This window comes from Halanaerobium saccharolyticum, assembly GCF_003259895.1.
GTDB lineage: Bacteria > Bacillota > Halanaerobiia > Halanaerobiales > Halanaerobiaceae > Halanaerobium > Halanaerobium saccharolyticum_A.
Window position 1 is genome coordinate 102,485 of sequence record NZ_QLME01000004.1, and the last position, 23,271, is coordinate 125,755.

Here is a 23,271-nt window from a genome sequence, read left to right on the forward strand (position 1 = left end):
TATAATTTCCAGATGTTGAACTCTAATATTTTACTATTCCGAATTAGGATTTGTTTTTTTGCAGCCTGGCTAAGATATCTGCTGCCCCGGCTGCCTTAACTTCCCGGGCCAGTTCCTGTCCCAGCCTTTGAACAGAATTTAAAGTTAAATCTTTTGTGCTGACTTTCTTTCGGATTATTCTGCTGCCGTCAAGTTCTCCTGCAGCAGCTGTTAAAGTTAATTTTTGAGCTTCAATTACTGCCTCTGCGGCCAGAGGTGCATGACAGCCAGCTTCCATTTCTTTTAAAAAAGCATGTTCTGCCCAGACTTCCAGAGCTGTATTTTTGGATTCAGCCTTTTTTAGTATCTTTTTAAGCTCAGTGTTTTCCTTTCTAATTTCTACCGCTACTGCTCCCTGTCTGGCAGCGGGAAGACAGATTTCAGTTGATAAATATTCAGTGATCTGCTCTTTAAGGCCCAACCGTTCCAGTCCAGCTGCAGCTAAAATAACTCCATCCAGATTTTGAGTTTTAACTTTTTTTAATCGCGTTTCTATATTTCCTCTGATCGGAACAATCTCTAAATCAGAACGATAAGCCAGCAGCTGTGATTTGCGGCGCAGACTACCTGTTCCCAGCCTTGCTCCTGCTGGAAGTTCCGCCAGCCTTTTTTCTGCCCCGGCAAGCACATCAACCCGGTTAGCCCGATCAATAACAGCTGCTACCTCTAAATCTTCGGGTAGAACTGTTGGTAGATCCTTAAAACTGTGAACTGCCAGATCAATTTCTCCTGCCAGCAGAGCAATTTCTATTTCCCTCACAAAAATGCCTTCCCCATTTATCTCAGAAAATTTTTTATCTCTTTCGCGATCACCGGTTGTAGCAATTTCTTTGATTTCAAATTCTATTTCAGGAAATTCATTCTGCAGCTTTTCCTTTACTATCTGACACTGTTTTAAGGCCAGATTGCTGTTGCGAGTTCCTATAATATAGTTTTCTTTCAATTTAATCATCCCTGTTTCCTTTATTTACTTCCATTTTCTTAATTTTATAACAGACAGGTGCTTAATTGCAAAATTAGATCTGAGAAAATTACAGCTTTCCTGAAAAAATAGCTTTTTTAATTAAATCAGTCTACCAACTTTATTTAAAGGCAGTTCAATCTCTTTTTTTAATTTAGCTAAATCTTTTTCCGGCAGACTCAACAGAACAACTGCTGCCGGTCCAGCTGACTTCTCTAAGTCAAGCTCAGTATCTATTAATTTTAAATCAAAATTATTTTCTGCCGCCAGAATTTTAGCTTCATACAAAATCCCTTTAGAACCAACAGGTAAAAACTGATCAATATAATTTAATTTTTTTAGCTGCAGAAATTTATTAAAATTAACAGCCTGGGATTTATTTTGGAGTAAATCATCTCCAACAAGAGGTAATCCTACTGCTGCAATTATATTATTTTTAGGTGAAGAGGTATATCTTTTCAATTTTTTTAGAGTTGTTTTCCCAATAACTGTTATACCTAAAGCTGTCTGGACAGTCTTAATATTTTCTTCTGTACTCCCATTTAAGCATCCACATTTATCAAACAGTGCCAGACTTTCTTTAATCCCTGCTATTATTTCTCTACCGGTTGGTTCATATTCTACCGCCAGGTTATCAACCACTGTGATTATCTCAGCTCCCAGAGACATGACCTCCATTAAGGGAACCTTAACCGTATATTTGCCCAGAATTCTATTGGAAACCTTAACCTGATCCTGAACTTTTTGACCCAGTCCACCTGCAGAATCACAGGCAATAACCAGTAATTCTTCTTGATTAATCTGCAGCAGAGAAATATCTCGGGGACTATTTATTCTTTTCATTTCTTAACTTCCCACCTTATCTTTTAAATATTTTGCAATAATAACTGCCAGTGAGATATTAACAAATGAGGCTGTAGTCAGAACTGGCGCTGTTCCATAAAAAAATGGGAGCCCAAAAAACGGAATTAAAACAGCTGCTGCAACTACTCCATTAACAAAGGTAGTAACTGCTACCGCTAAATAAATATTCCTTTTAATTAAATTAGAAAATATCAGACCACAGATCCCCATTATCAGAGCAATTAAAAAATGAATTGCACCTAAAACAAAGCCCGAATTAAGAGCAGAAAGTAAATGGCCTAAAGCCAGCACCAGGGCCCCTGCCCCTCCTCCGACAACTATAACTCCTAAATAACCTGGTAGAGAATCCAAAGCAATACTCCCCACAGGTCCCGGGAATTTAATATATGATCCAACTACAGATAAAGCTGCCAGCATTGCTATTTTCACCAGTAGTGATGTGCTAAAATAATTATTTTTTGCTGAACTTACTTTTTTCATTTTTAATCATCCCCCATGTTATATTCCGTGATAGCAAAAATTCATTACAATTTAAATACAAATTGAAGCTTGCCAAATTAATTAAAATGCAGCCAGAGTTAAAAGAAAAATCAACTCTCCTAATTCAATAATTGTGCCGTAGATATCCCCTGTTATACCCCCCAATTTTTTGCGGCTCCACTGGATAAGATAAATAATTAAAATTAAAATAAAAACTACCGCTAATAATACTGGAAAAAAATAAACAGAGTCTGTGAAATAATAATAAAGAGAAAAGATAAAAATTGTTGTTAATGTACTGTAAAACAAATCAATAGTTTCTGCATTTTCACTTAATGAATCTGCCAGAAAACTACTCTCTGCTGGTTCACTAAAGATTATTACAAACCCCAGCAGATAACGGACCAGTACAGCCATAATTATTACTGTCTGCAGGCTGTTTCTGAGCAGAAGTTCCTTAAAAAGAAGATATTTTAAACCCAGAAGCAAAATTAAAGTTACCAGCGCAAAGATTCCCGAGTTAGAATCATGCATAATTTTTATAGTTTTAGCCTGATCTCTACCGGCAAAAAAGCCATCTGCAAAATCTCCCAACCCATCAAGATGCAGGGCTCCTGTCAAATAAATATAAATTATTAAGAGTAAAAGCGCTCTGATTTCCACAGTAAAAATAAATGCCAAAAAATGTTCAACCAGAATAATGATCAGAGCCAGCAGCAGTCCCACAGGCGGAAAATAGTTGAGCTTTAATTCTGATGTTTTTTTTATTTTAACAGGAATTCTGGTCATAAAGGTTAAAGCTGTTAAGAAATTATGTATAACTTTTCTCAAAGTACTCTAACCTCCTCAGATGCTGAAGTATATTCCTCAATATTTTTTAAGCCTCTTTCTTTAATCTCAAGCGGCAGTCCGGACTGGACTAGATAAACTTTTTCAGCATATTCTGCTGCTAGCCGGGCGGCTCTGCCCGAAATATCTCTAAAGTCTCTACCCATTTTAGAAGCCGGCACTACTCCTTTTCCCGTTTCATTATGAACAATAATTAGATTCAGATCTTTTCTGCGTGCAATTTCTAAAATCAATTCTATTTCTTCTAAAATTTCTGCTTCCATTTTGATAAAGTCATAGTTCTGCTTTTTAAAAATTAAATTACCCAGATAGGTAGTTAAACAGTCAAATAAAATTGTACTGTTTTTATCCACCTCTTTTAAATAAGAACTGATATCGTAGGCTTCTTCTACTGTCTGCCACTGATCTGGACGCTGCTGCTGGTGTTTTTCAATTCTTAATTCCATTTCCTGGTCGGTAACAACTCCACTGGCCAGATAAATCACATCCAGCCCCCCAAGCTTTTTACCAATCAGTTCCGCAAAGCTGCTTTTACCGCTTCTGGCTCCACCCTGAATTAAAATAATTCCCATCTTGATCACCCCACTTTAGTCTAAACATTTCAGTCTAAAATATGCTTCAGCCTTTCAATTAACATCTCATTTTCTTTCCTTGCTTTAACAGCTACTCTAATATAATTATCCTGCAGCCCCTGATAACTGTCACAATTCCGAATTAAAATAGCTGAGCGGATAAGTTCCTGCTTTAACTCAGCCGAGCTGTAAGTTGTTTCTGAAATATCAATAAAAATATAGTTGGTCGTAGGTCTGTAAACTTTTAATTTTTTAAATTGTTTTAACTTTTGATATAGAAAATTTCGTTCGGCAGCAATTTTTTTGCGGCTCAAATTAACATAATCAACTATCTCCTGTTTGCTGGAAAAAATAATTTCTCCTGCCAGCTGGGAAAAATAATTAACAGACCAGGGATCCCTTTTAGCTTCCAGCTCTAAGCTTAAAGTCTTATTTGTTAAAGCATATCCCAATCTTAAACCAGGAATCGCAAAAAGTTTGGTCAGAGATTTCAAAATCACTAAATTATCATAGCTGTTCAGAAATTTAATCGCAGAATATTTATCTGGCTCAGTTAAAAAATCAATAAAGGCCTCATCTAATACTACAATTGCATTTTCTGCTGCTGCTTTTTGAATCACTGCTTCCAGTTTATCTGCTTTGATTAAGTGAGCAGTTGGATTGTTGGGATTACAAATAAAGAGTAAATCGATTTTACCATTGATATCTGCTTTCAGAGTTTCTAAATCAAGAACAAAATCGGCTGAGCTTCTTAATTGAAAATGTTTAATTTCTGCTCCAACTGACTCTGCAGCCAGCTCATATTCCGAAAATGTTGGATCAATTACCATAATCTGCTCCGGCTTTAGAACTTTATTCAGCTGGTAGATCATCTCTGCTGCCCCGTTGGCAACAGCTACCTGTCCCGGCTCAAGCCCATGTTTTTCTGCTATCAACCTTTTTACAGTTTTTGAATTAATCTCGGGATAATTCTCTATTTTGCTTACATTGGCCCTGATTGCTTCTTTAATTAAAGTTGGAGGACCCAAAAAATTTATATTAGCACTAAAGTCAATAATCTGATCCTGATCTAGATTGTTTTTTTGAGCTGCTTCAATTAATTTTCCTCCATGTTGATGTTCCAAACTGATCTCTCCTCTCTATTCCACCAGAAATTATTTTAACCCTCTGTAAATATTCAAGTTCTGTTTCTGATTTAATTTTTTTTAGCAAATCTTCTGCTGCAAAATCTTGAGAAACTAAAACCCCAGTTATGGTACCACTGTGAGCGATATTAACTCCATAAATTTGACTCTGTCCCTCAACTAATTCCAACAATCTATTCAGATTTTCTTTGTAAAGAATTCTCTGATGAGCCAGACCACTGAGGATTGTACCGCTTCCCAGCAGCTGATAATTTTTGTTTTTTAGACCCTTTTTAATTAATTGAAGAGATTTTCTTGTGTTTTTTTCTTTGCTTTTATTTAAAGCTGCCAGTTTTTCTGACTGATTAAATTTTAAAGAATCTACAGTTCCTTTTTCTTTCAGAAGCAGAATATCCAGCTCAGGCGCCTCTGCAATAAAATAATTTTGTTTACCTTGTAAATGATCAAAAAATCTTATTCCGTTCAGAAAAACACCATCAGTTGGCTCCAGCTTCAGGCAGATCTTTTTTAAGAGTTTAAAATCAACTTTGTTTTTCAAAAGCAGCATTACTGCGGCTAAAGCAGCACTTATATCTGCTGTCGAAGAAGCCATTCCAATTCCGGTTATTAATTGAGAATTTATATTAATTTTAATGCTTTTTTGCTTAAAACTATAATGATCCAATAATTTTTTAACAGCAAATTCTGTTTTAAAAGTACTTTCGGTACTGGAGTTGTTTTTATTGATAATCACTCTTTTTTTACCAGCTGTAAAATTAGCACTTACCTGACTATATAAATTTATCGGACAGGAAATCAAGAAATTTTGATGATCTATACTACCCTGCAGTAACTCTCCACAGCTGCCCGGAACTCTAATATTAACCTGCTGCAAAATTATTTCTCCCTTCTTAATTCAAATTAATAATCTAAAAAACTATAGTTAAGACCTCTGTCTGCTGGTAGTTTTGAGATTTCTAATTCGTAAAGTTTCTAAATTAAAACAAAGATAGCTGCAGCTGATATAAAAAATAAACCTACTGTAAAATAAATTAACATATTTAACTTTAAAATATCAGCAAGCTCAAATTTTTTGTTTTGCTGCCCAATATAGGCTCTAAAACTCTTTTGCCCGTGATAATAATTAATTCCACCAAAACGGAGAGAAAGAGCACCTGCTGCCGCTGCTTCCGGATAACCCGCATTGGGGCTGGGATGTTTTTGAGCGTCATTAAAAACTGTTTTTAACGCTCCTCTAAAATCATAGTGGAGCAAAAAAGCGGCTGCAGACATTAAAATTGCTGTCAGCCGGGCTGGAATATAATTAAAAAAATCGTCAGTTCTGGCTGCAGTAAAACCAAAATTCAAATACCTATCATTTTTATAGCCCAGCATCGAATCCATAGTGTTTACAGCTTTATAAGTTACTGCAAGCGGCAGCCCACCTATCAAATAATAAAAAGCGGGTGCCAAAATTCCATCTGAAGTATTTTCAGCCAGAGTTTCTAAAACAGCCCGAATCACTTCCTGCTTACTGCTCTGACTGCAGTCTCTGCCAACAATTTGATTCACTTTTTCTCGAGCCAGTTTTAAATCACTAGCTTTTAAAGCAGAGTAAACTTCCTGACCAGCATCAATCAGTCCTTTAAGGGCTAGAGTTAAACTCAGCAGAAATATTTTTAGCATTAGAGCAAAATAATTATTTAACTGTCCTGACAGAACAACTACCAGATAGCTGAGATAATAACTTAACCCCAGGACAATAACTACTAAAATTGCACCCTTGATTTTTGCTCTCTGGGGACTATCTTCATTTTTCAATAAATATTTTTCCAGAGTGCTGATTAGCCCTCCAATGAGGACAACTGGATGTGGAATCCAGTCCGGATCAGAAATAATTAAGTCAACAATTAAAGCAATAATTAAAATTATTAAAACTTCCAACTTAAACACCACTCTTTTGATAGGCTAAAGCTTTTAGTAAAAAATTATTTACCATCTCTGGATTGGAAGCAAAATGAAGATGAACATAAGATGCAAGAATATTCTCCAGAGTACTGTATCCTTCTCTGATTTTGCGATAACTATACTTTCTTTTTACATTCGCCTCAATTTTACTGATTTTTGAATAATGAAAAACATGACCTCTTGCTTTTTCTCCCTTATTTAATAATAAATTATCAGCTGAGGCTTCAATCTCCCGATATCCCATTTCCTGTAGTTTTGAAGTCATCTCTATCTCAGCTGGAATTAAATCCAGCATCTGATATATATTTCCCTCAAAATCTTTTACCTGACTGCTGAGATACATCAAACCTCCACATTCTGCATAAATAGGAAGTCCTTCACTTATCTTTTCTTTTAAATCATTTTTAAACTCCTTATTTAAAGCTAATTCTTCCAGAAAACTCTCGGGAAAACCACCTCCAAAATAGGCTGCATCCACCTCTGGCAGCTGACTATCATTTAGAGGACTAATTTCAATAATTTCTGCTCCTGCTGCTTTTAAAAGCTCAAGATTTGCCTGATAATAAAAATTGAAAGCCTGGTCAAGAGCAACTGCAATCTTTATTTTCGCTTTTTTAATTTTATCTTTAAATCCAGAACTAAAATCAGCAGCTGAATCGATCTCTATTAAATCATCTGATTCAGAAATTTCTATTATCCCCTCTAGATCAATATATTCTTCCATCAATTCGGTCAATTTTTGAATGTAAATTTCAAGTTCCCGACTCTCAGTAACTGGTACCAGACCTAAATGCCTTTCCGGCAGCTCCAGATCCTGATTTTTGGGAAGATAACCTAATATTTTTAGATCACTCATCTTAGCCTCAACTGCTTCTTTTAAGAGTTTAAAATGATGAGGACTGCTGACATTATTAATTATAACACCTTTAAGATTTAAATCAGGATCATAATTTTTGTATCCATAAACTACTGCAGCTGCACTCTGAGCAACTTTACGGGCATCAATAACTAAAATCACAGGTGCTTTTATAGTCTTAGCTATTTCGGCTGTACTGCTGACAGAATCTTTTCCCTTTCCATCAAAAAGTCCCATTACACCTTCTACTAAAGAAATATCAGCCTGCTGACTGTTTTGTAAAAAGGTCCTTCTGACTCCAGCAGCACCCAGAAAATAGCTGTCCAGATTATAAGAATTCCTACCACAAATTAAAGTGTGAAAACCGGGATCTATATAATCAGGTCCCACTTTAAATGGCTGAACCTTTAGTCCCTGCTTTTTAAGTGCTGCCATCAAACCTAATGCAAGAGTAGTTTTCCCAACCCCACTGCGGCTGCCAGCAATAACTATTTTTTTATTCATCAGTAACTTCCTCCTCAAAAACTGAAAGAGTAATTCCCTCATATTTTTTCTTGTCTGCTATTAATTTCCCGACACCTGAGGCCAGAACTGCAGCTGGTGATGCTGCAGCAGCCACTCCGGTTATTTTTTTTACAAAATCAGATTTTTTTATATCTAGCCCAGTTTCTACTTCTTTTATTTTTTCTCTCTCAATAATTTCCAGAGGCCAGTTATTTTCTGCTGCCAGTTCTAAAATTCCTGCTTCTTCTTTCTTTAAATCAATAGTTGCTATTTTTTTAATACTTGCTGGCAGTAAATTCAATTCTTCTAAAAGGCTCTTTAAGGACCTCCTGATTGCTGCAGCAGTGGTATTTTTTCTGCAGCCAATACCAAGCACAATGTTTCGGGGAATTAACTGCAATTGATTTTCCTCTAGTTTAAACTTTTGATTAGAAATTATGATCTCAAAAGCCTCACTGCTCCTGAGTTCTTGCAGCTGTTCCAGAGAATATATTTTAATATTATTATCTGCTTTAATCTTAATTTTATAATCACTAAAAATATGTAGTTCGCTTCCAAATAGAAGTGCTCCATTTGCTTTTTTTAATCTATCAAAAGGTTTTATTTTACAGTCCAATCTCTGAGCTAAGAGATCCACAGCCAGCTTATTATTACAATCTGTCGCGGTGGTAATTACCGGTCTGGCCTTTAAAAAATCTGCTATCTCTACTGTCAGCTGATTAGCTCCTCCTAAATGACCGGAGAGAGTACTAATAACATTTTGCGCTGTATCATCAATTGTCAGTACAGCCGGATCAGATTTTTTGCTTTCCAGTAAAGGAGCAATTATTCGAACAACTATTCCCAGAGCCATAATGAAGATTAAAGCATCATATTCTTTAAAAATTTTACCCACTAAACTGCTCAAAGAGCTAAAAGCCTGGTAACTTTCATTTTCTTTATCCAGTTTAGTCGGTAGATATAAATCTAGGTGTCTGTATTCTTTTTTTAACTTTAAAGCAAGCTCTTTTGCAGCTGGAGTCAAAACTATCACGGCTGTTTTTTTTTCTTTGAACATAATCACACCTCTGCTTTATGATTAGTTTTAATATATTCTATCAGATTAGCAGCTTCATTAAAAACCAGTGGATAGTTTATCTGCGGTCTCCGAATAACAATCACAGCTATTCGCAGCTCAACTGCAGCCTCAATTTTACTTTTTAGGCCACCACTATCTCCACTTGCCTTAGTAACTATTACATCTGCTCCATATTCTTTAAATAGAGACCGATTAAATTCTTTAGTAAAAGGCCCTTTGACTGCAATAATATTTGCCGGTGGCAGACCAAGATCAATAATTTTTTTAATAAAAGCAGGAAAAGTCATGACCCTCATAAATAATCTGTTTTCAAAATTGGAGATCTTATTGATAAATGTTTTTACATTTTTAGAGCCGGTTGTTAAAAAAACCCTTTCAAAATCATTTGCTTTTTCTGCAGCCTGTTTGTAATTGTCAGCATTTATGATATTTGCAGTAGTCTCATCATACTGGCTTAAATCAATATCTTTTCTTTCATAGCGAATATATTTTATACCAGCTTCTGAGACAGCTTTAATTGCACTTTTAGTTATTTCTTCTGCAAAAGGATGAGTTGCATCTACCACCAATAAAATTTTTTCTTTTTTAATTAAATTATAAAGATCGTCCCGGTTCATTCTTTTTTTTATAACTCTGATCTCAAATTTTTCTTTAATCAATTTTTTTCCATAATCGGTGGTAACAGAAGCAATTAAATTTTCTCCCTCATTTATTAAACCCTCAATCAACTGATAACTATCAGAAGTCCCTGCAATTACAAGAATCATAAATCATAACCTCGTGGTGTTATTAATTTTCCATTAGCTGTATAAGTCTGAGAATTACCGATGATTACTGTAGTTAACATATCAACTTTTTTTAGCGGCATTTCTTCTAAATTAGTAATAATTTTTTCTTCACCATCACGCCCAATGTTACGCACTATTCCAACTGGAGTCTGCTTATCTTTATTAGCCAGATAAATCTCACGAGCAATTCTTAACTGTTTTTTTCTTCTGCTGCTGCGGGGATTATATAAAACAGTAATTAAATCTGCTTCTGCTGCAGCTTTTAATCTTTTAACTATTAGATCCCAGGGTGTCAAAATATCACTGAGGCTGATTACTGCATAGTCATGCATTAATGGTGCTCCCAGCACAGCGGCGGCTGCATTGGCCGCTGTAATTCCAGGAACAACTTCTATTTTTAGATTACTATTTTGAACTTCCACCATCTCTAAAGCCAGACCCGCCATTCCATAAACCCCCGGATCTCCACTACTAATCAAAGCTACTTTTTTTCCTTTTCTAGCAAATTCTATTGCCTTTTTAACTCTTTCCTTTTCTTTTCTCATTCCACTAACATAAACCTGCTGTTTAGCAGTTATTATTTCTTCTATACATTCAATATAAGTAGTATAACCAACAATAGTATCAACTTTTTTTAAAATTTTATAGGCTTTACGGCTCATACTCTCTAAATTTCCTGGTCCAATTCCAATTACATAAAGATCTGCAGTCAACAATTTAGATCAATCCTTTCTTTAAAAGTAAATTTTTTTATATTTCAGATGATAATGCCTTAAATATAATTCAATTGCTAATTCTCTATTCTAAAAAATAACTACTATTAGTCACCTGATCTAAAAGCAAATTATTATGAGAAACAATAATAAAGGGCTGTGCTATTTTATTTAAGATTTTTATCATTCTTTTTATAGACTGTTTATCCAGACTTGCAAAAGGCTCATCTAATAATAAAACATCGGGGTCCATGGCTAATACAGCAGCAAAAGCTATAATTTTCTTTTGTCCCTGAGATAAATTATAAGTTACTTTCTTTTCAAAGCCCTCCATTTTAACCATGGCTAATTTTTCTGAAACTATTTTTTTAGCTTCTGCTTTAGATTTACCCAGATTTATAGGACCAAAGGCAACATCTTCCTCTACAGTTGGCAAAAAAAGTTGATTATCAGAATCCTGAAATAAATAGCCAATCCTTTCTCTTACTTCAATAAAATCTTCTTCCTTTTCTCTTTTTTGATCAAAAATTTCTATTTGACCAGAGTCAGCTTTTAAAAGCCCCATAATTAATTTAAAAAATGTTGTTTTCCCACAACCATTATCACCAATTAAAGCAATTCTTTCTTCATTTTTTAAACTAAAATTAAAATTTTCAAATATATATTCTTCTTTATCATAGCTAAATGACAGGTTTTTTACTTTTATCATTTTAGATCAAGCCTTTCCGGAAAATAAAGATTAGACTTAGACTAATTAAATAACCGATTATAAATAAAATGTCCAGCTTCTTAATTTTAAAATCATCAAAAAATATAAATTTACCTTTAAACCCTCTACAGATCATTGCCTCATAGACTTTTTGAGATCTTTCATAACTTTTAATTAACAGCATTGCAATTAAATATGCATAAGACTTATAAGTATGTAAATTTGTTTTTGCTTTAAAAGCACGCATTAACATTGCCTCATATAAATTATTATATTCTTTCTTTATAATATGCAAATATCTATAAACAAAGAAAAATAAATAAATTAGTTTTTCAGCTATTTTTAGTCTATAAAGGGCATGGATAATTTCAGAGACTGAATTAGTTGTTAAAAGTGAAATAATTAAAAGCATAATCGAATTAGAACGTAAAGTAATTTTTAAAGCAAAATTTATTCCTTCAGCTGTTATACTGAACTTACCAATATTTAATAATTCTTCTCCTGGAAAAGTAAAAGGAATAAAAATCCAGATAATAATTATAAAAAAATTAATCAGTATAAGTTTTTTAAAAAGATATTTTGTTTCTATTTTACTATTAATAATTAAGATAATTGCTAAAAATAGAAAATAAGATAAGGTAATTAAATCATTGGTTAAGGCAATTAAAAAAGCTGTTATAAATGCAATTACTATTTTCAAACGGGGATCTAGCTGATGAATCCAGCTGACCCCATAAGTGTTTTCTTTCTTAAAAATCATTATTTTTTTCCTTTTTTGAAATATGAAGCTACTCCCATAAGTCCAAAAATATAACCTATTCCGCCTATGATTTCTGTCAGACCAGGACCAGAATCTTGGTTTGATTCAATAATACTTTTTTTAATTGGAGTCAATTTTTTATCTAATTCCTCAGCAACAACTTCTCGAAGTTTTTCTTCACTTAAATTGTTATAGCTTACTTCTGCTTTTGAAGTTGAAGCTGCTGCATCTTTATTATTAATTTCTGGCAATTTTGACTCAGATAATGCATATTCAGCTTGATGACCCATCCCGGCATTCATTTTAATCTCTAAATCTGTTTTTTTGGGAATTTCAATTTCACAAATCCCATTTTCATTTGTTTTAGCTTCTGCTAATAACTCTCCCTGTTTATTGTAGACCATTATTTCTGCATCTTTAGCAGGAGAACCATCACCAAAAGCTCCTTCTGCTATAATTTTATTCCCTTCAACATAGGCATATAAAATCACCCTATGCGCAAAAACAGGTAAAGAAAAGGATAGAAAAATCGCTACTAAAGATATAAATATAACTAATTTTTTTATTTTTGTTTCTAAAATCACTTTTTATCCAGCTCCTCTAAAATAATAGGCTTAATCTTTTCAATTGCAAATACAACAAAAACACTTATAATACCTTCAATAATAATTACCGGAACATGACTGATTATAGTTAATTTTGCGATTTCCAAGAATGATTGGTTTGTAAAAAATAAAGAAACAGCTACCATTACTGCTGTTAAAAAAACCGCTAGAGCTCCACTAAAAAAAGCAACAGTCCCTAAGAAAACACGACTATTATTTAAATCATATATTTTAAAAAATTGATGAGCAATAATAGCTGGTAAAGCAACATTTAAAGTATTTACGCCAAGAGCAGTTATCCCACCAAATTGAAATAAAATACTCTGCAAAAATAAGGCTATTAAAACAGCTGGAAAAACCTGCCATCCAAGCATAATCCCAGCAATTCCATTTAAAAGAAGATGAATACTGGTTGGACCAATAGGTACATGGATTAATGAGGCCACAAATAAAGCAGCTGAGACAATTGCAGTTTTAGGTATATCTTGATCTTTCATTTTTTTTAAACCAACAGCAACTCCTACAGCAGAAAATAAGCCTCCCCCAAATAAAACCGGTGCTGATAAGACTCCCTCTGAAATATGCAATTAAATTCACTCCCCTGTAATGAAATCAAAAATCAGTCTTTATTAAAGCTATAAATTAGAAGAAGATAACTAAAACTCCACTAATTTATTGATAAATAATTAATTCATATCATATGCTTTAACCCACATTACTGCACCAATTTCATGATCTTTACCTTCAATCTTTTCACCTTCCAGCAAAGCTGCAAAACCCCACCAACCAGATTTAGGTATGGAATAAGAAAAAACTCCATTTTTGTCTGTTTTTACAACCTGAGTGTAGAATGAATCAGCAGGAACTTTAATTCCAGCACCATTTAAACCGCTAAAAGATCCAGCATTAAGGTATTCAACCTCCACTTCTGCATAAGGAACAGCTTCTCCATCTTTTTTAACAATAGCTCTAAAGTTATTACCTGTCCACAAACCATAGGGCCTAGCTAAGGGTACAATCTCTGCTTTTTGACCAATTTCTCGATCCCAGTCACTGGGCATTCCCATTTTATTAACTACGACTTTTGTATATTGAGTTATGTATGCATCTTCTCCAGACTCATAATAGGGAGCCGGTTCTAAATAAAATAGATAATCACCTGGAGCTTTAGTTTGATAAGTAGTTTTCCAGGATTGAGAACCAAAGTATTCAAATGAGACTAATTCAGAAGTTAAATCTGTTTCTCTTCCTTTATTGATCACAGCAAATTTTTGAGGCTTATCCATTTTCATAGTGTGAGAAGCCTCCATAGGGTGAGTAAAAATCAACTGCAGTCCAATTTCTTCTTCCTCCCCCTTACTAATTGTCTCATCAGTAGGTAGAACAAGCTGAAAATGAGCTGAAACACTCAGGGTTATAGCTAAAACAAAAATTATTAAAAATAAAACTGATTTTTTAAACATTAAAATCATCCTTTTCTATTAGTGTTTTTTAAAAATTCTTTAAGCTTTTATTTTAAGCTGTGTTAGATTTCAAATGATGGTCAGGTAAATAAATAATACTTAACTGGCCTGTTTCCGTGTCTTTTCGAACCCTGGCCTCTATTTGATATACTTCTTTCAATAATTCTTCACTTATAACCTGACCAGGATTTCCTTCAGCAACTATTTTCCCTTCTTTCATCACATAAATTCTATCACAATAACTAACTGCCAGATTTAAATCATGAATAGCAGCTAAAACCTCCATATCTAAGGACTTAATCAAATCCAAAATTTCTAACTTATATCTAATATCAAGATGATTTGTAGGTTCGTCAAGAACTAAGAAATCAGTTCTTTGAGCAAGTGCTCTGGCCAACAACACACGTTGTTTTTCACCACCAGAAAGGGTAGAAAAACTTCGTTTAGCATATTCTAGCATATTCACCTTTTCCAGAGAATCATAAATCACTTGATAATCATTAATATTTTCAAATTCAAACATAGATTTATGAGGTGCACGTCCCATCATCACTATTTCTTCAACTCTAAAATCAAAGCTGAAATTATTAAACTGTTTTACAACTGCCATTTTTTTGGCTGTTACTTTTAAGGGTTGTCGGGCTAAGTTGTCTTCGTCAAGATAAATTAAACCAGTATCTGCTTTTAAAACTCTATAGATATTCTTGAGCAAAGTGCTTTTTCCACTTCCATTAGGACCAATCAAGCCAACAAATTCACCTTGAGCAACATTAATATTTATATCTTCTAAAATATTTCTGCCGCCTAATTCAATTGAAACATTATTTGTTTTTAATCTCAAATCAATTCCCCCCAAACCCATATGTTTTTCGAATCAGGATCCAGATAAAAAATGGCGCTCCCAGGAGAGATGTTATAATTCCAATTGGCATTTCTGTCCCCTGCAGTAAGGAACGGGCCAGAACATCAGTCCAGATTAAAAATATAGCACCTGTTAACCCACTAAAAACAATTAATTTTTTGTGATCAGTTCCTACTACTGCTCTTACAATATGAGGAATTATTAAGCCAACAAAACCAATTGTTCCAGCCACATAAACTACCATCCCCGTCATCAGAGCAGTAATAACAATGTAAATTTTTCTATAAAAGTTCAAATCGCTTCCAAGAGTTATTGCACTCTCATCTCCAAGCAGCATCATATTTAAATTACGGAACTGAGATAAAAAATATAATCCTCCGGCTATTAAGATAACAGCAGGCAATAATATATTATCCCAGGTAGCAGAAACAAGACTACCCATTAACCAGAAAGTTAACGTTCTCATTCCCTGAGCATCGTTGGCAATAAATATTATAAAGCTGCTAAAAGCAGAGCAGAGAGCACTAACTGCCATTCCAGATAAAAGCAATTTTATCGAAGAGGACTTAGCTCCGATATTTGCAATACTATAAACTACAAGTGAAGATATTAAAGCTCCTAAAAAAGCAGATAGCCCAATAAAATGAGGGCCAAAAACACTTCCGACTCCAATCATTATAGCAAATGTCGCTCCCAGTGATGCTCCAGAAGAAACCCCAAGCGTATAAGGGTTAGCAAGAGGGTTTTTTACCATAGCTTGCATTACAACTCCAATAACCGAAAGTCCCATTCCAATAACAGCTGCCATTATTACCCTGGGAAATCTGATTCCCCAGATAATATCATTACTAATACCAGAGCTCAGCGAAATATTACTTTTTATAAATAATTTAAAGATATTGTGATAGATTACTCTAAAAGTTTCAAAAACAGTAATATCTACCGGTCCGAATAATAAAGATAATATCATTGAAATTAATAAAAGAACTGTCAAAATAAATATACCAGCAAACAAAACTTTTTTTTCTTTAATAAGCTTCTTTTTAAATTTTATTTGATCATTTCTTTTTTTAGTTATCAATTCTCCGGCTTCCAAAAATATCACCTTTTTCTATCATTAATTAAGAAATTATTTTCTGTGAACTACAATAGTAGAAATGTCTACCAAAAATTTTATCTAAATAATTCAGGATAAAAAGCTTCGGCAAATCTTTCGATCCCATTGATTGTTCTAACTCCTCCAGCATAAGTTTCTGCAAGTGGTGTATAAACAATTCTGTTATTCTTAATTGCTTTTACATTTTGTAAAGCACTATTATTCTTTAACGATTCAGCTGTTTTGTTTGCATTATCCTGCTCAAGATAGTAAATCAGAATAATAATGTCAGGGTTTTTTGCAATTATATTTTCTGGACTGAAAGTTCCACTTTTTTTCGCCAGATTAATACCACCGGCTTTTTCAACCATCTCGTTAACAAGTGAATCTCTACCATAACTGCGATATTTATTATTGCCAGCACCTTCTAGAATAAGAACTTTTACTGTTTTTTTTGCTTCAGTCTTTTTTTGAATAATCTCTATTCTATCTTTCATAGAATTAATAAGTTCAGCTGCTCTTGCTTCAATGTTAAATATTTTTCCGATATCTGAAATATCCTTATAGATATTATCTATTCCCCGATTTTTTATTACTCCTGAATTTCTCTGAATAAAGGTTTTTACCCCTCTGCTGTTCCAGCTTTCTACAGTACCTAGATTTTTGGGTGAAAAGACACTATTCCAGCCCATAATTAAATCTGCCTCTTTTGCTATTACAACTTCTTTAGCCGGATATCTATCTGAAAGCACTGGAATCTTTTCGTACTTCTCTTTCAGTTCTGCTGAAATCGGATTATCAAGCCAGGCAGTTCCAACCATAAAATCTTCTAAGCCCAGTCTTAATAGAAGTTCAGTTGGAGGCTGATTTGTAGTTATGACCCGTTCCGGTTTTTTTTCAAAAGTGATTTTATATTCATCTCCAGCCGTATTATAATTTTTAACTGTAACTGGATAATGATCTTTGGCAAGGGCATAAGCTCCCAGAAGACTAACTAAGATTATAAAACAAAATAAGATTGTAATAATTTTCTTCTTCATCTCTATTCCTCCCTGTCTGACTACCGTTGCATCAAATTTAATTTTTTTAAAATAATAATTTATTCAACTAGAGCAGTAACTTTATCTATGTAAAATTTTTGAACTCGGGCATACTCTCCGAGCCCCTGAAGCTGGATTTCAACTTCAAAACCTTCTGCTTCCAACCTTTTTTTCCAGCTATCTTCTTCCTCTCCTGCCATATCATTTTGCGCATGATCACCAGCTACCAGCATCAGAGGTGCCAGTTTTATTTTCTTATAATCTTTTTCTTTTAACTTTTTAATAACCTGTTCCAGCTCCGGATAACCTTCTACAGTCCCCACATAATAATTATCCAATCCTTTATCTTTGAGAACATAATCAAAAGCAGAATACACAGAATTAGCTGCATGCTGACTTCCATGACCCATTAAAACAATAGCTTGTTTTTCTGATTCAGCTTTAATTTCCTGTGAAATAATGTCTGCAAGCTCAAAATAATCTTCAGTTTTAGTTAAAAGGGCCTGACCTACTTTTAAAACTCTAAATTTATTTTTAAACTTTTTAACAGCTTTAATCAAATCATGATATTCACTACCATTAATAATATGTAAAGGCTGAACAATGACCTGCTGATAACCTTCCTCATATAATCTTTTTAAAGCTTCTTCCGGATTATCAATAAAAATTTTATCCCTTTGTTTTAATTTTTCAATAATCATTCCGGAAGTAAAAGCTCTTTTTAAGTCATAATCCGGATTGTTTTTTGCAATTTCTGCTTCACAGGCTGCAATTGTTTTCTTTCTGGTCTCAGGATAACTGGTTCCAAAACTAACCACTAAAATTGCTTTTTTCTCTTCCTGAGATTTTCTAAACTGATGTGAAAATTTTTGGTCATATAATTTTGATTTTTGATAATCACTATCCAGAAAATCTCCGACTAATATTAGAGCTGTTTTTTTAATTCCTGCTTTTTTGACTTCGGCTGCTATTTCTCCCAGAGTAGATCTAATTACTTTTTCTTCCGGCCAGGAGGCTTTAGATACTACTGCAGCCGGTGTGGCAAGTGGGTACTCTTCTGTCAGATTATTAACAACCTCATCGATCATCTGCACACTCAAAAAGATAGCCATTGAAGCCTGATGCTGAGCTAAACTCTGTAGTTTTTCTTTTTCAGGTACTGCAGTTCTTCCGGCCTGCCTGCTTAAAATTACAGTCTGAGAAACATCCGGCAGAGTATATTCTGCAGCTAAAGCTGCTGCCGCTGCCAGAAATGAACTAACTCCTGGAATTATCTCATATGCTATCTCATTTTCCTCCAGTAAATCAATCTGTTCCTTTATTGCGCCATAAATTGATGGATCTCCGGTATGAATTCTGGCTACATTTTTATCTTCTGCTGCAGCCTGCTTAATTATTTTTATTACCTGATCCAGATTTAAATTAGCACTATTGTAAACTTTAGCAGATTTATTATATTTTAAGACTTCTTTATTGACCAGGGATCCCGCAAAAATTATAATCTCCGAGGCTTCAATTGCTTTTTTACCTTTAATAGTTAATAGTTCCGGATCACCCGCACCGGCCCCAATTATATATACTTTCATTTAAATCCCCTTTCTTTTTACAATCATTAGTGTCAGGTATTCAATTTTCTTATTTTTAAAAACTTCTATGTTTTCGGTATAAAATTCATCTTCAAAACCACATTTGCTTGCAATAAGTACATTTTCCTTTAATCCCAATTTTTCCAGAACAGAGTAGGCTATCTCAAAATTACGGCTCAACTTTAAAATAACCACTGTTTCAAATAAATTAAAGACCTTTTCTATATGTTCTTCATTTTTTAACTCCGATAAGATAGCTGTATTTTCTTTCCCCTCTGCTAAAGGTAAATTATAGCTGGAAGTAGCAGCGGCAATAGAATTAATTCCCGGCACTGTTTCTATGTTAATTGAATTATCCCATTCTTTTATTTTTTTCAGCATGTAAGCATAAGTACTGTACAAAAAGGGATCGCCAATGGTTACAAAAGCTACCGTTTTACCTGCTTCTAATAATTGATATATTTTTTGAGCAGCAGCAGAGCGTGATTGTTCTAACTCCTGCTTGTTTTTAGACATCTTAAATCTTAGTTTAATAACTCTATCTTTTAGATCGATCAGATTTGAAATAATCTCCAATGCTTTGCTGGAGTCACTTTTAGTTGACAGTGGGGTACAGACATAATCAACCTCTTTTAAAATTTCTACTGCTTTTAAAGTAACTAAACCCGGTTCACCAACTCCAACTCCAATTCCATATAATTTTTTGGCCAAATTGCAACCTCCATTCAGTTAGCTATTTCTATTAAGTTTAGCTGTTTTTTACTGCACTAATAATATAAACTGGGGTTAAAGCTCTAAACATCTGATAGTTACTAATATTTTTAGTTCTGGTTACAGCAATATTAACAATATCCAGCTGATAGTTCAATTTTTCCAGCTCCTGCACAGCCGTTGTCAGGGTATTAATTGTAACAGCAGTTAAAACAATTCTACCAGCGCCTTTTAATTTTTGATCAACAGCCGCAAGAATTGCAGCCAGTTGACCACCACTACCGCCAATAAAAACTCTGTCAGCTTCCGGCAAATCAGAAATTCCCACTGGAGCTTCCGTCTCTATTACTTCAATATTATTTAATTTAAACTTTTTAACATTTCTCTTGATTAAGTTAAGGGCCTTCTTTTTTCTTTCCAGTGCATAAACTGTTCCCTTCTCCAGGGCCAGGGCCATTTCAATCGAAACACTTCCGCTCCCAGCTCCAATATCATATACAGTCTGATCTTTTTTAAGTCTTAACTTTGAAATGATCACTGCTCTTACTTCTTCTTTTGTCATCGGCACTTCATCTCTGATAAAATAACCATCAGGAATTCCGGGCGTATTAGCTTCCCATTCTCTCATCAAGATCACCTCTCTGCTTAAAATTAATTTTTCCTCTGTCCAGGATAATCATCACTGTCAGTTTCGAAAATGAAAGTTTTTTTATTTCTGCTGCCCTGCCAACAGTAATCTTTTCATCTGGATAAGAAAGATTTTCGAAAACACAGACTGTTTTATCTTCAACTTTATTTTTTAATAAATACTCCGCAATTTTTGCAGGAGGAAATTTATTATCAGTAAAAAATCCAACCTTAACTTCTTTTTTTAAGAGAGCAAGCAGTTCCTCTTTATTGTCTTTACCATGGAGACTGGTGATGCGCATGTCATTCCAGCTAATTTGAATTCTAGAAGCTGCCAGTTGTAAAGAACTGATCCCGGGAATAATCTCTAAAATATCAACCTCAATTTCCCGTTTTAAATAATTAAGTAAACTATATAAACCGGGATCCCCGGAAACTAAAACAGCAATTTTCTGCTGTTGATAATTATCCAGAATATAGTTTTTAATTTTAGACAGAGGTAAGGTTATTTTAATTTTTTTAGCCTTCTCTTCAGCAAAAGTCTCTAAAGCTCTGCTGCCCCCAATTAGTACATCCATTTTTTCGATAATTTTTTCTGTTTTATTCAACAAATAATCTCTGCTTCCCGGCCCAATTCCCAGCACATAAACTTTATTCAAAATCAAAATCCTCCTCTGCTTCTCTAGAGAGAGCGACAATCCCCTGATTTAAGGTGAAAATTACTGACTTACACTTAATCTTCTTTTCTAACTTCGCTTCTACTTTGCTGACTACTGCCTCACAAATATTTTGTAGAACCTTCTCCAGCTTATGAGCAAGCAGATATTCAACCGCCTCTTCGGCAGTATTAATTGCAAAAATAGCTTCGATCACTTTCTGCTCTGCTCCCGCTAAAGCGGCATGGGCAGCAATAATTTCTCGACGACCATCTGCTAACTTACTGTGGGTATTAAAAATACCACCGGCAACCTTGACTATTTTACCAATATGACCGACCATTATAATCTCATCTATTTCGAGTTCATCTACTTTGGCCAGCATAAAACCGACAAAATTGCTCATTCTGATAATCTGTTCTTCTTTAAAACCGGCTGCCAGAGCTTCTTTTTTTCCGTAATTACCGAAAACTAAAATTAGTTTTTTATATCCTAAAGCCACAGCCTGTCTCAATTCTACAGCCAGTGACTCTTTATAGGCTGATTCGGACATCGGTTCTACAATACCACTTGTTCCCAGAATTGAAATTCCACCTTTAATTCCCAGTTTGGGATTAAAAGTTTTTTTCGCAATTTCCACTCCGGCTGGAGCATAAATAAGAAGCTCCAGAACCTCATTTTCCGGGAAAATATCTCGTACTGCTTTTTTTATCATCTGACGGGGTACAGGATTAACTGCTGCCTGACCAATATCAAGCTGCAGGCCAGGTTTAGTTATCCGACCAATACCCTCCCCAGCTTTGAGAATCACTTTGCTTTCAGCCAGAGCTTCATCTATTTTTATCCTTTTTAATTCAACTGTGATTTTTATACCATCTGTCTGATCTGGATCATCACCGGCATCTTTGACCACTGCCGCCCGGGCCAGATCTTGACTGTAAAAACAATCCTTAACCTCCATTTCGACCTCTATTTCTGCCGGAGTCTCAATCAGAATTTTTTTTACAGTTTTCTGCTCTAATAACATTTCTGCTGCTGCCTTTGCAGCCCCGGCCGCCGTAGTTCCAGTAGTATAACCCAACCTGTATTTTTTGCCGCCTTTGCTGATGTAACGTTCAAAACCCATAATTAAGCCTCTAAATTATATAGAACAGAGTTAACAATAGAAGCAGCAATAGCACTACCACCTTTGCGGCCTTTTAAAGAAATATGTGGTATCTCAGTCTGCATTAATTCGGCTTTAGATTCAGCTGCTCCCACAAAACCAACCGGGGTTCCTACAATAAAATCAATTTTTTTACCCTTTTTACTTAAGTTAATCAATTCAAATAAAGCTGTAGGAGCATTACCAATGGCAAAAATTTTCTTACCTGGTAGATCAATAGCTTTCCGCATGGCCATAATTGATCTGGTTAAAGAAGTTTTTTCTGCCCTATCCCGGACATCCTGATCAGAGATAAAACATTTAACTTCTCCTCCGTATTCGGCCAATTTTCGCTCATTGATTCCCGCTTTAAGCATTGTAACATCAGTTATAATATCTGCACCTTCCCGGATTAAATCACTCATAATTTCTATCGCATCTTGAGAAAATTTAACTTTTGCAGCCAGTTTAGGCTCAGCTGAAGCATGGATCACCCGTTTAATCGTTTTTAATTCTGAATCAGTGCAATCTAATTTTCCAATTTCCTGATCAATCAATCTCATACTTTTTGCTTCAATTTCTCTGGGATTATTATCTTTCATTATTTCCTCCTTCTCGGTTTATTTTAAATTCTACAAATTTATTCAAAAAATTGAACAGTATTTATAATCTTATATATTTTTAAAATAAGCCCTAAAATTTATTTTTCAATTCCTACTCTAGCTTTAACTCCCTTTTTGTAATAGTGCTTGATTTCCTTCATTTCTGTTACCAGATCAGCGTATTCTATTATCTCATCTGCAGCATAGCGTCCAGTGATAACTACTTCTACTCCGGGAGCTCGATTTTCAACAACTTCTATTAACTCCGCTGCCGAAAAAAGTTGATAATAAACAGCAATATTTGCTTCATCCAGAATTACCAGTTCATATTCACCCGATTTTAAAATTTCCGCTGCTGCTTTAAGCCCCTTTCTGGCAGCATTAATGTCCTCCTGCTCAGCTTTTCCATTGATAAAATAATTTAGGCCATACTGCTTAATTTTAATTTTTTCAATCTTACTTAAGCTGTTTAATTCACTATATTTCATTCCTTTGACAAACTGAGCGATATAAACATTTTTTTCTGCTCCCACTGCCCTGACTGCCAGGCCGAAAGCGGCAGTTGTTTTCCCTTTACCATTGCCAGTATAAACATGGACCATTCCCTGCATCTG

At 34.5% G+C, this 23,271-nt stretch carries 27 protein-coding genes and 1 pseudogene; all 28 read right to left on the reverse strand.

Annotated elements, in window-relative coordinates:
* Positions 1 to 43: 43 nt before the first annotated feature.
* On the reverse strand, positions 44 to 982 hold the full coding sequence (hemC, locus tag C7958_RS04490; protein ID WP_166668457.1) for a hydroxymethylbilane synthase: 939 nt from the start codon (positions 980 to 982) through the stop codon (positions 44 to 46).
* A gap of 120 nt (positions 983 to 1,102) precedes the next feature.
* On the reverse strand, positions 1,103 to 1,843 hold the full coding sequence (locus tag C7958_RS04495; protein ID WP_111571478.1) for a hypothetical protein: 741 nt from the start codon (positions 1,841 to 1,843) through the stop codon (positions 1,103 to 1,105).
* Positions 1,844 to 1,846: 3 nt separating this feature from the next.
* Entirely contained in the window at positions 1,847 to 2,344 is a 498-nt protein-coding gene (locus C7958_RS04500) for an ECF transporter S component (RefSeq protein WP_111571479.1), read from the reverse strand.
* Between the two features lie 81 nt (positions 2,345 to 2,425).
* A complete protein-coding gene (cobS, locus tag C7958_RS04505) occupies positions 2,426 to 3,175 on the reverse strand; it encodes an adenosylcobinamide-GDP ribazoletransferase (protein WP_111571480.1) in 750 nt (249 codons plus the stop codon).
* Positions 3,172 to 3,765, reverse strand: a complete 594-nt coding sequence (gene cobU, locus C7958_RS04510) for a bifunctional adenosylcobinamide kinase/adenosylcobinamide-phosphate guanylyltransferase (RefSeq protein ID WP_111571481.1) — start codon at positions 3,763 to 3,765, stop codon at positions 3,172 to 3,174. Before cobU ends, cobS begins: the two co-directional genes overlap by 4 nt.
* 29 nt (positions 3,766 to 3,794) lie before the next feature.
* Positions 3,795 to 4,889, reverse strand: a complete 1,095-nt coding sequence (cobD, locus tag C7958_RS04515) for a threonine-phosphate decarboxylase CobD (RefSeq protein WP_111571482.1) — start codon at positions 4,887 to 4,889, stop codon at positions 3,795 to 3,797.
* A complete protein-coding gene (locus C7958_RS04520; protein ID WP_111571483.1) occupies positions 4,858 to 5,784 on the reverse strand; it encodes a GHMP family kinase ATP-binding protein in 927 nt (308 codons plus the stop codon). The genes cobD and C7958_RS04520 overlap by 32 nt, the downstream gene beginning before the upstream one ends.
* Before the next feature lie 98 nt (positions 5,785 to 5,882).
* Positions 5,883 to 6,842, reverse strand: coding sequence for an adenosylcobinamide-phosphate synthase CbiB (gene cbiB / locus C7958_RS04525; RefSeq protein WP_375669751.1), 960 nt, complete (start codon positions 6,840 to 6,842; stop codon positions 5,883 to 5,885).
* Complete coding sequence (locus C7958_RS04530; RefSeq protein ID WP_111571485.1) at positions 6,835 to 8,217, reverse strand: cobyrinate a,c-diamide synthase; 1,383 nt, start codon at positions 8,215 to 8,217, stop codon at positions 6,835 to 6,837. Before C7958_RS04530 ends, cbiB begins: the two co-directional genes overlap by 8 nt.
* Positions 8,210 to 9,274 carry a cobalt-precorrin 5A hydrolase gene (locus tag C7958_RS04535; RefSeq protein WP_111571486.1) on the reverse strand — a complete coding sequence of 355 codons (1,065 nt, stop codon included), beginning with the start codon at positions 9,272 to 9,274 and terminating at the stop codon, positions 8,210 to 8,212. The genes C7958_RS04530 and C7958_RS04535 overlap by 8 nt, the downstream gene beginning before the upstream one ends.
* Positions 9,275 to 9,276: 2 nt before the next feature.
* A complete protein-coding gene (gene cobK / locus C7958_RS04540; RefSeq protein WP_111571487.1) occupies positions 9,277 to 10,062 on the reverse strand; it encodes a precorrin-6A reductase in 786 nt (261 codons plus the stop codon).
* Positions 10,059 to 10,799 (reverse strand): precorrin-3B C(17)-methyltransferase, encoded by a 741-nt coding sequence (gene cobJ, locus C7958_RS04545; RefSeq protein ID WP_111571488.1) that lies wholly within the window; start codon positions 10,797 to 10,799, stop codon positions 10,059 to 10,061. The genes cobK and cobJ overlap by 4 nt, the downstream gene beginning before the upstream one ends.
* Before the next feature lie 82 nt (positions 10,800 to 10,881).
* Positions 10,882 to 11,505, reverse strand: coding sequence for an energy-coupling factor ABC transporter ATP-binding protein (locus C7958_RS04550; protein ID WP_111571489.1), 624 nt, complete (start codon positions 11,503 to 11,505; stop codon positions 10,882 to 10,884).
* A 1-nt stretch (position 11,506) separates the two neighbouring features.
* Entirely contained in the window at positions 11,507 to 12,265 is a 759-nt protein-coding gene (gene cbiQ / locus C7958_RS04555) for a cobalt ECF transporter T component CbiQ (protein WP_111571490.1), read from the reverse strand.
* Positions 12,265 to 12,849 (reverse strand): hypothetical protein, encoded by a 585-nt coding sequence (locus C7958_RS04560; protein ID WP_111571491.1) that lies wholly within the window; start codon positions 12,847 to 12,849, stop codon positions 12,265 to 12,267. The genes cbiQ and C7958_RS04560 overlap by 1 nt, the downstream gene beginning before the upstream one ends.
* Positions 12,846 to 13,457 carry a cobalt transporter CbiM gene (gene cbiM, locus C7958_RS04565; RefSeq protein WP_111571492.1) on the reverse strand — a complete coding sequence of 204 codons (612 nt, stop codon included), beginning with the start codon at positions 13,455 to 13,457 and terminating at the stop codon, positions 12,846 to 12,848. Before cbiM ends, C7958_RS04560 begins: the two co-directional genes overlap by 4 nt.
* 99 nt (positions 13,458 to 13,556) lie before the next feature.
* Positions 13,557 to 14,333 (reverse strand): DUF4198 domain-containing protein, encoded by a 777-nt coding sequence (locus tag C7958_RS04570; protein ID WP_111571493.1) that lies wholly within the window; start codon positions 14,331 to 14,333, stop codon positions 13,557 to 13,559.
* A 52-nt stretch (positions 14,334 to 14,385) separates the two neighbouring features.
* Positions 14,386 to 15,174, reverse strand: a complete 789-nt coding sequence (locus C7958_RS04575; RefSeq protein ID WP_111571494.1) for an ABC transporter ATP-binding protein — start codon at positions 15,172 to 15,174, stop codon at positions 14,386 to 14,388.
* 1 nt (position 15,175) lies between these two features.
* Complete coding sequence (locus C7958_RS04580) at positions 15,176 to 16,291, reverse strand: FecCD family ABC transporter permease (RefSeq protein WP_258394130.1); 1,116 nt, start codon at positions 16,289 to 16,291, stop codon at positions 15,176 to 15,178.
* Between the two features lie 77 nt (positions 16,292 to 16,368).
* Positions 16,369 to 17,331 (reverse strand): ABC transporter substrate-binding protein, encoded by a 963-nt coding sequence (locus C7958_RS04585; protein WP_111571495.1) that lies wholly within the window; start codon positions 17,329 to 17,331, stop codon positions 16,369 to 16,371.
* 59 nt (positions 17,332 to 17,390) lie between these two features.
* Entirely contained in the window at positions 17,391 to 18,149 is a 759-nt protein-coding gene (locus C7958_RS16075; protein WP_375669752.1) for a sirohydrochlorin cobaltochelatase, read from the reverse strand.
* A 24-nt stretch (positions 18,150 to 18,173) separates the two neighbouring features.
* Positions 18,174 to 18,917, reverse strand: a pseudogene (gene cobM / locus C7958_RS16080) (precorrin-4 C(11)-methyltransferase); the annotation flags it as partial.
* Positions 18,918 to 19,628 carry a precorrin-2 C(20)-methyltransferase gene (gene cobI, locus C7958_RS04595; RefSeq protein ID WP_111571497.1) on the reverse strand — a complete coding sequence of 237 codons (711 nt, stop codon included), beginning with the start codon at positions 19,626 to 19,628 and terminating at the stop codon, positions 18,918 to 18,920.
* Positions 19,629 to 19,665: 37 nt separating this feature from the next.
* Positions 19,666 to 20,256, reverse strand: coding sequence for a precorrin-6Y C5,15-methyltransferase (decarboxylating) subunit CbiT (cbiT, locus tag C7958_RS04600; protein WP_111571498.1), 591 nt, complete (start codon positions 20,254 to 20,256; stop codon positions 19,666 to 19,668).
* On the reverse strand, positions 20,237 to 20,914 hold the full coding sequence (gene cbiE, locus C7958_RS04605; RefSeq protein ID WP_111571499.1) for a precorrin-6y C5,15-methyltransferase (decarboxylating) subunit CbiE: 678 nt from the start codon (positions 20,912 to 20,914) through the stop codon (positions 20,237 to 20,239). Before cbiE ends, cbiT begins: the two co-directional genes overlap by 20 nt.
* The gene (gene cbiD / locus C7958_RS04610; RefSeq protein ID WP_111571500.1) at positions 20,907 to 22,037 is read right to left on the reverse strand and encodes a cobalt-precorrin-5B (C(1))-methyltransferase CbiD; all 1,131 of its coding nucleotides are present in this window, start codon (positions 22,035 to 22,037) and stop codon (positions 20,907 to 20,909) included. The genes cbiE and cbiD overlap by 8 nt, the downstream gene beginning before the upstream one ends.
* 2 nt (positions 22,038 to 22,039) lie before the next feature.
* On the reverse strand, positions 22,040 to 22,657 hold the full coding sequence (locus C7958_RS04615; RefSeq protein WP_111571501.1) for a precorrin-8X methylmutase: 618 nt from the start codon (positions 22,655 to 22,657) through the stop codon (positions 22,040 to 22,042).
* 98 nt (positions 22,658 to 22,755) lie between these two features.
* Complete coding sequence (gene cobO, locus C7958_RS04620) at positions 22,756 to 23,268, reverse strand: cob(I)yrinic acid a,c-diamide adenosyltransferase (RefSeq protein ID WP_111571502.1); 513 nt, start codon at positions 23,266 to 23,268, stop codon at positions 22,756 to 22,758.
* Positions 23,269 to 23,271: the final 3 nt, after the last annotated feature.

Excerpts from the sequence above, each read along its gene's own strand:
- cobO (WP_111571502.1), bottom strand. The coding sequence starts at position 23,268 with ATGCAGGGAATGGTCCATGTTTATACTGGCAATGGTAAAGGGAAAACA.
- cbiD (WP_111571500.1), bottom strand. The coding sequence starts at position 22,037 with ATGGGTTTTGAACGTTACATCAGCAAAGGCGGCAAAAAATACAGGTTG.
- C7958_RS04495 (WP_111571478.1), bottom strand. The coding sequence starts at position 1,843 with ATGAAAAGAATAAATAGTCCCCGAGATATTTCTCTGCTGCAGATTAAT.
- C7958_RS04550 (WP_111571489.1), bottom strand. The coding sequence starts at position 11,505 with ATGATAAAAGTAAAAAACCTGTCATTTAGCTATGATAAAGAAGAATAT.
- C7958_RS04535 (WP_111571486.1), bottom strand. The coding sequence starts at position 9,274 with ATGTTCAAAGAAAAAAAAACAGCCGTGATAGTTTTGACTCCAGCTGCA.
- cbiT (WP_111571498.1), bottom strand. The coding sequence starts at position 20,256 with ATGAGAGAATGGGAAGCTAATACGCCCGGAATTCCTGATGGTTATTTT.
- C7958_RS04530 (WP_111571485.1), bottom strand. The coding sequence starts at position 8,217 with ATGAATAAAAAAATAGTTATTGCTGGCAGCCGCAGTGGGGTTGGGAAA.
- C7958_RS04570 (WP_111571493.1), bottom strand. The coding sequence starts at position 14,333 with ATGTTTAAAAAATCAGTTTTATTTTTAATAATTTTTGTTTTAGCTATA.
- cobK (WP_111571487.1), bottom strand. The coding sequence starts at position 10,062 with ATGATTCTTGTAATTGCAGGGACTTCTGATAGTTATCAGTTGATTGAG.
- C7958_RS04615 (WP_111571501.1), bottom strand. The coding sequence starts at position 22,657 with ATGAAAGATAATAATCCCAGAGAAATTGAAGCAAAAAGTATGAGATTG.
- cobU (WP_111571481.1), bottom strand. The coding sequence starts at position 3,765 with ATGGGAATTATTTTAATTCAGGGTGGAGCCAGAAGCGGTAAAAGCAGC.
- C7958_RS04500 (WP_111571479.1), bottom strand. The coding sequence starts at position 2,344 with ATGAAAAAAGTAAGTTCAGCAAAAAATAATTATTTTAGCACATCACTA.
- cbiQ (WP_111571490.1), bottom strand. The coding sequence starts at position 12,265 with ATGATTTTTAAGAAAGAAAACACTTATGGGGTCAGCTGGATTCATCAG.
- C7958_RS04585 (WP_111571495.1), bottom strand. The coding sequence starts at position 17,331 with ATGAAGAAGAAAATTATTACAATCTTATTTTGTTTTATAATCTTAGTT.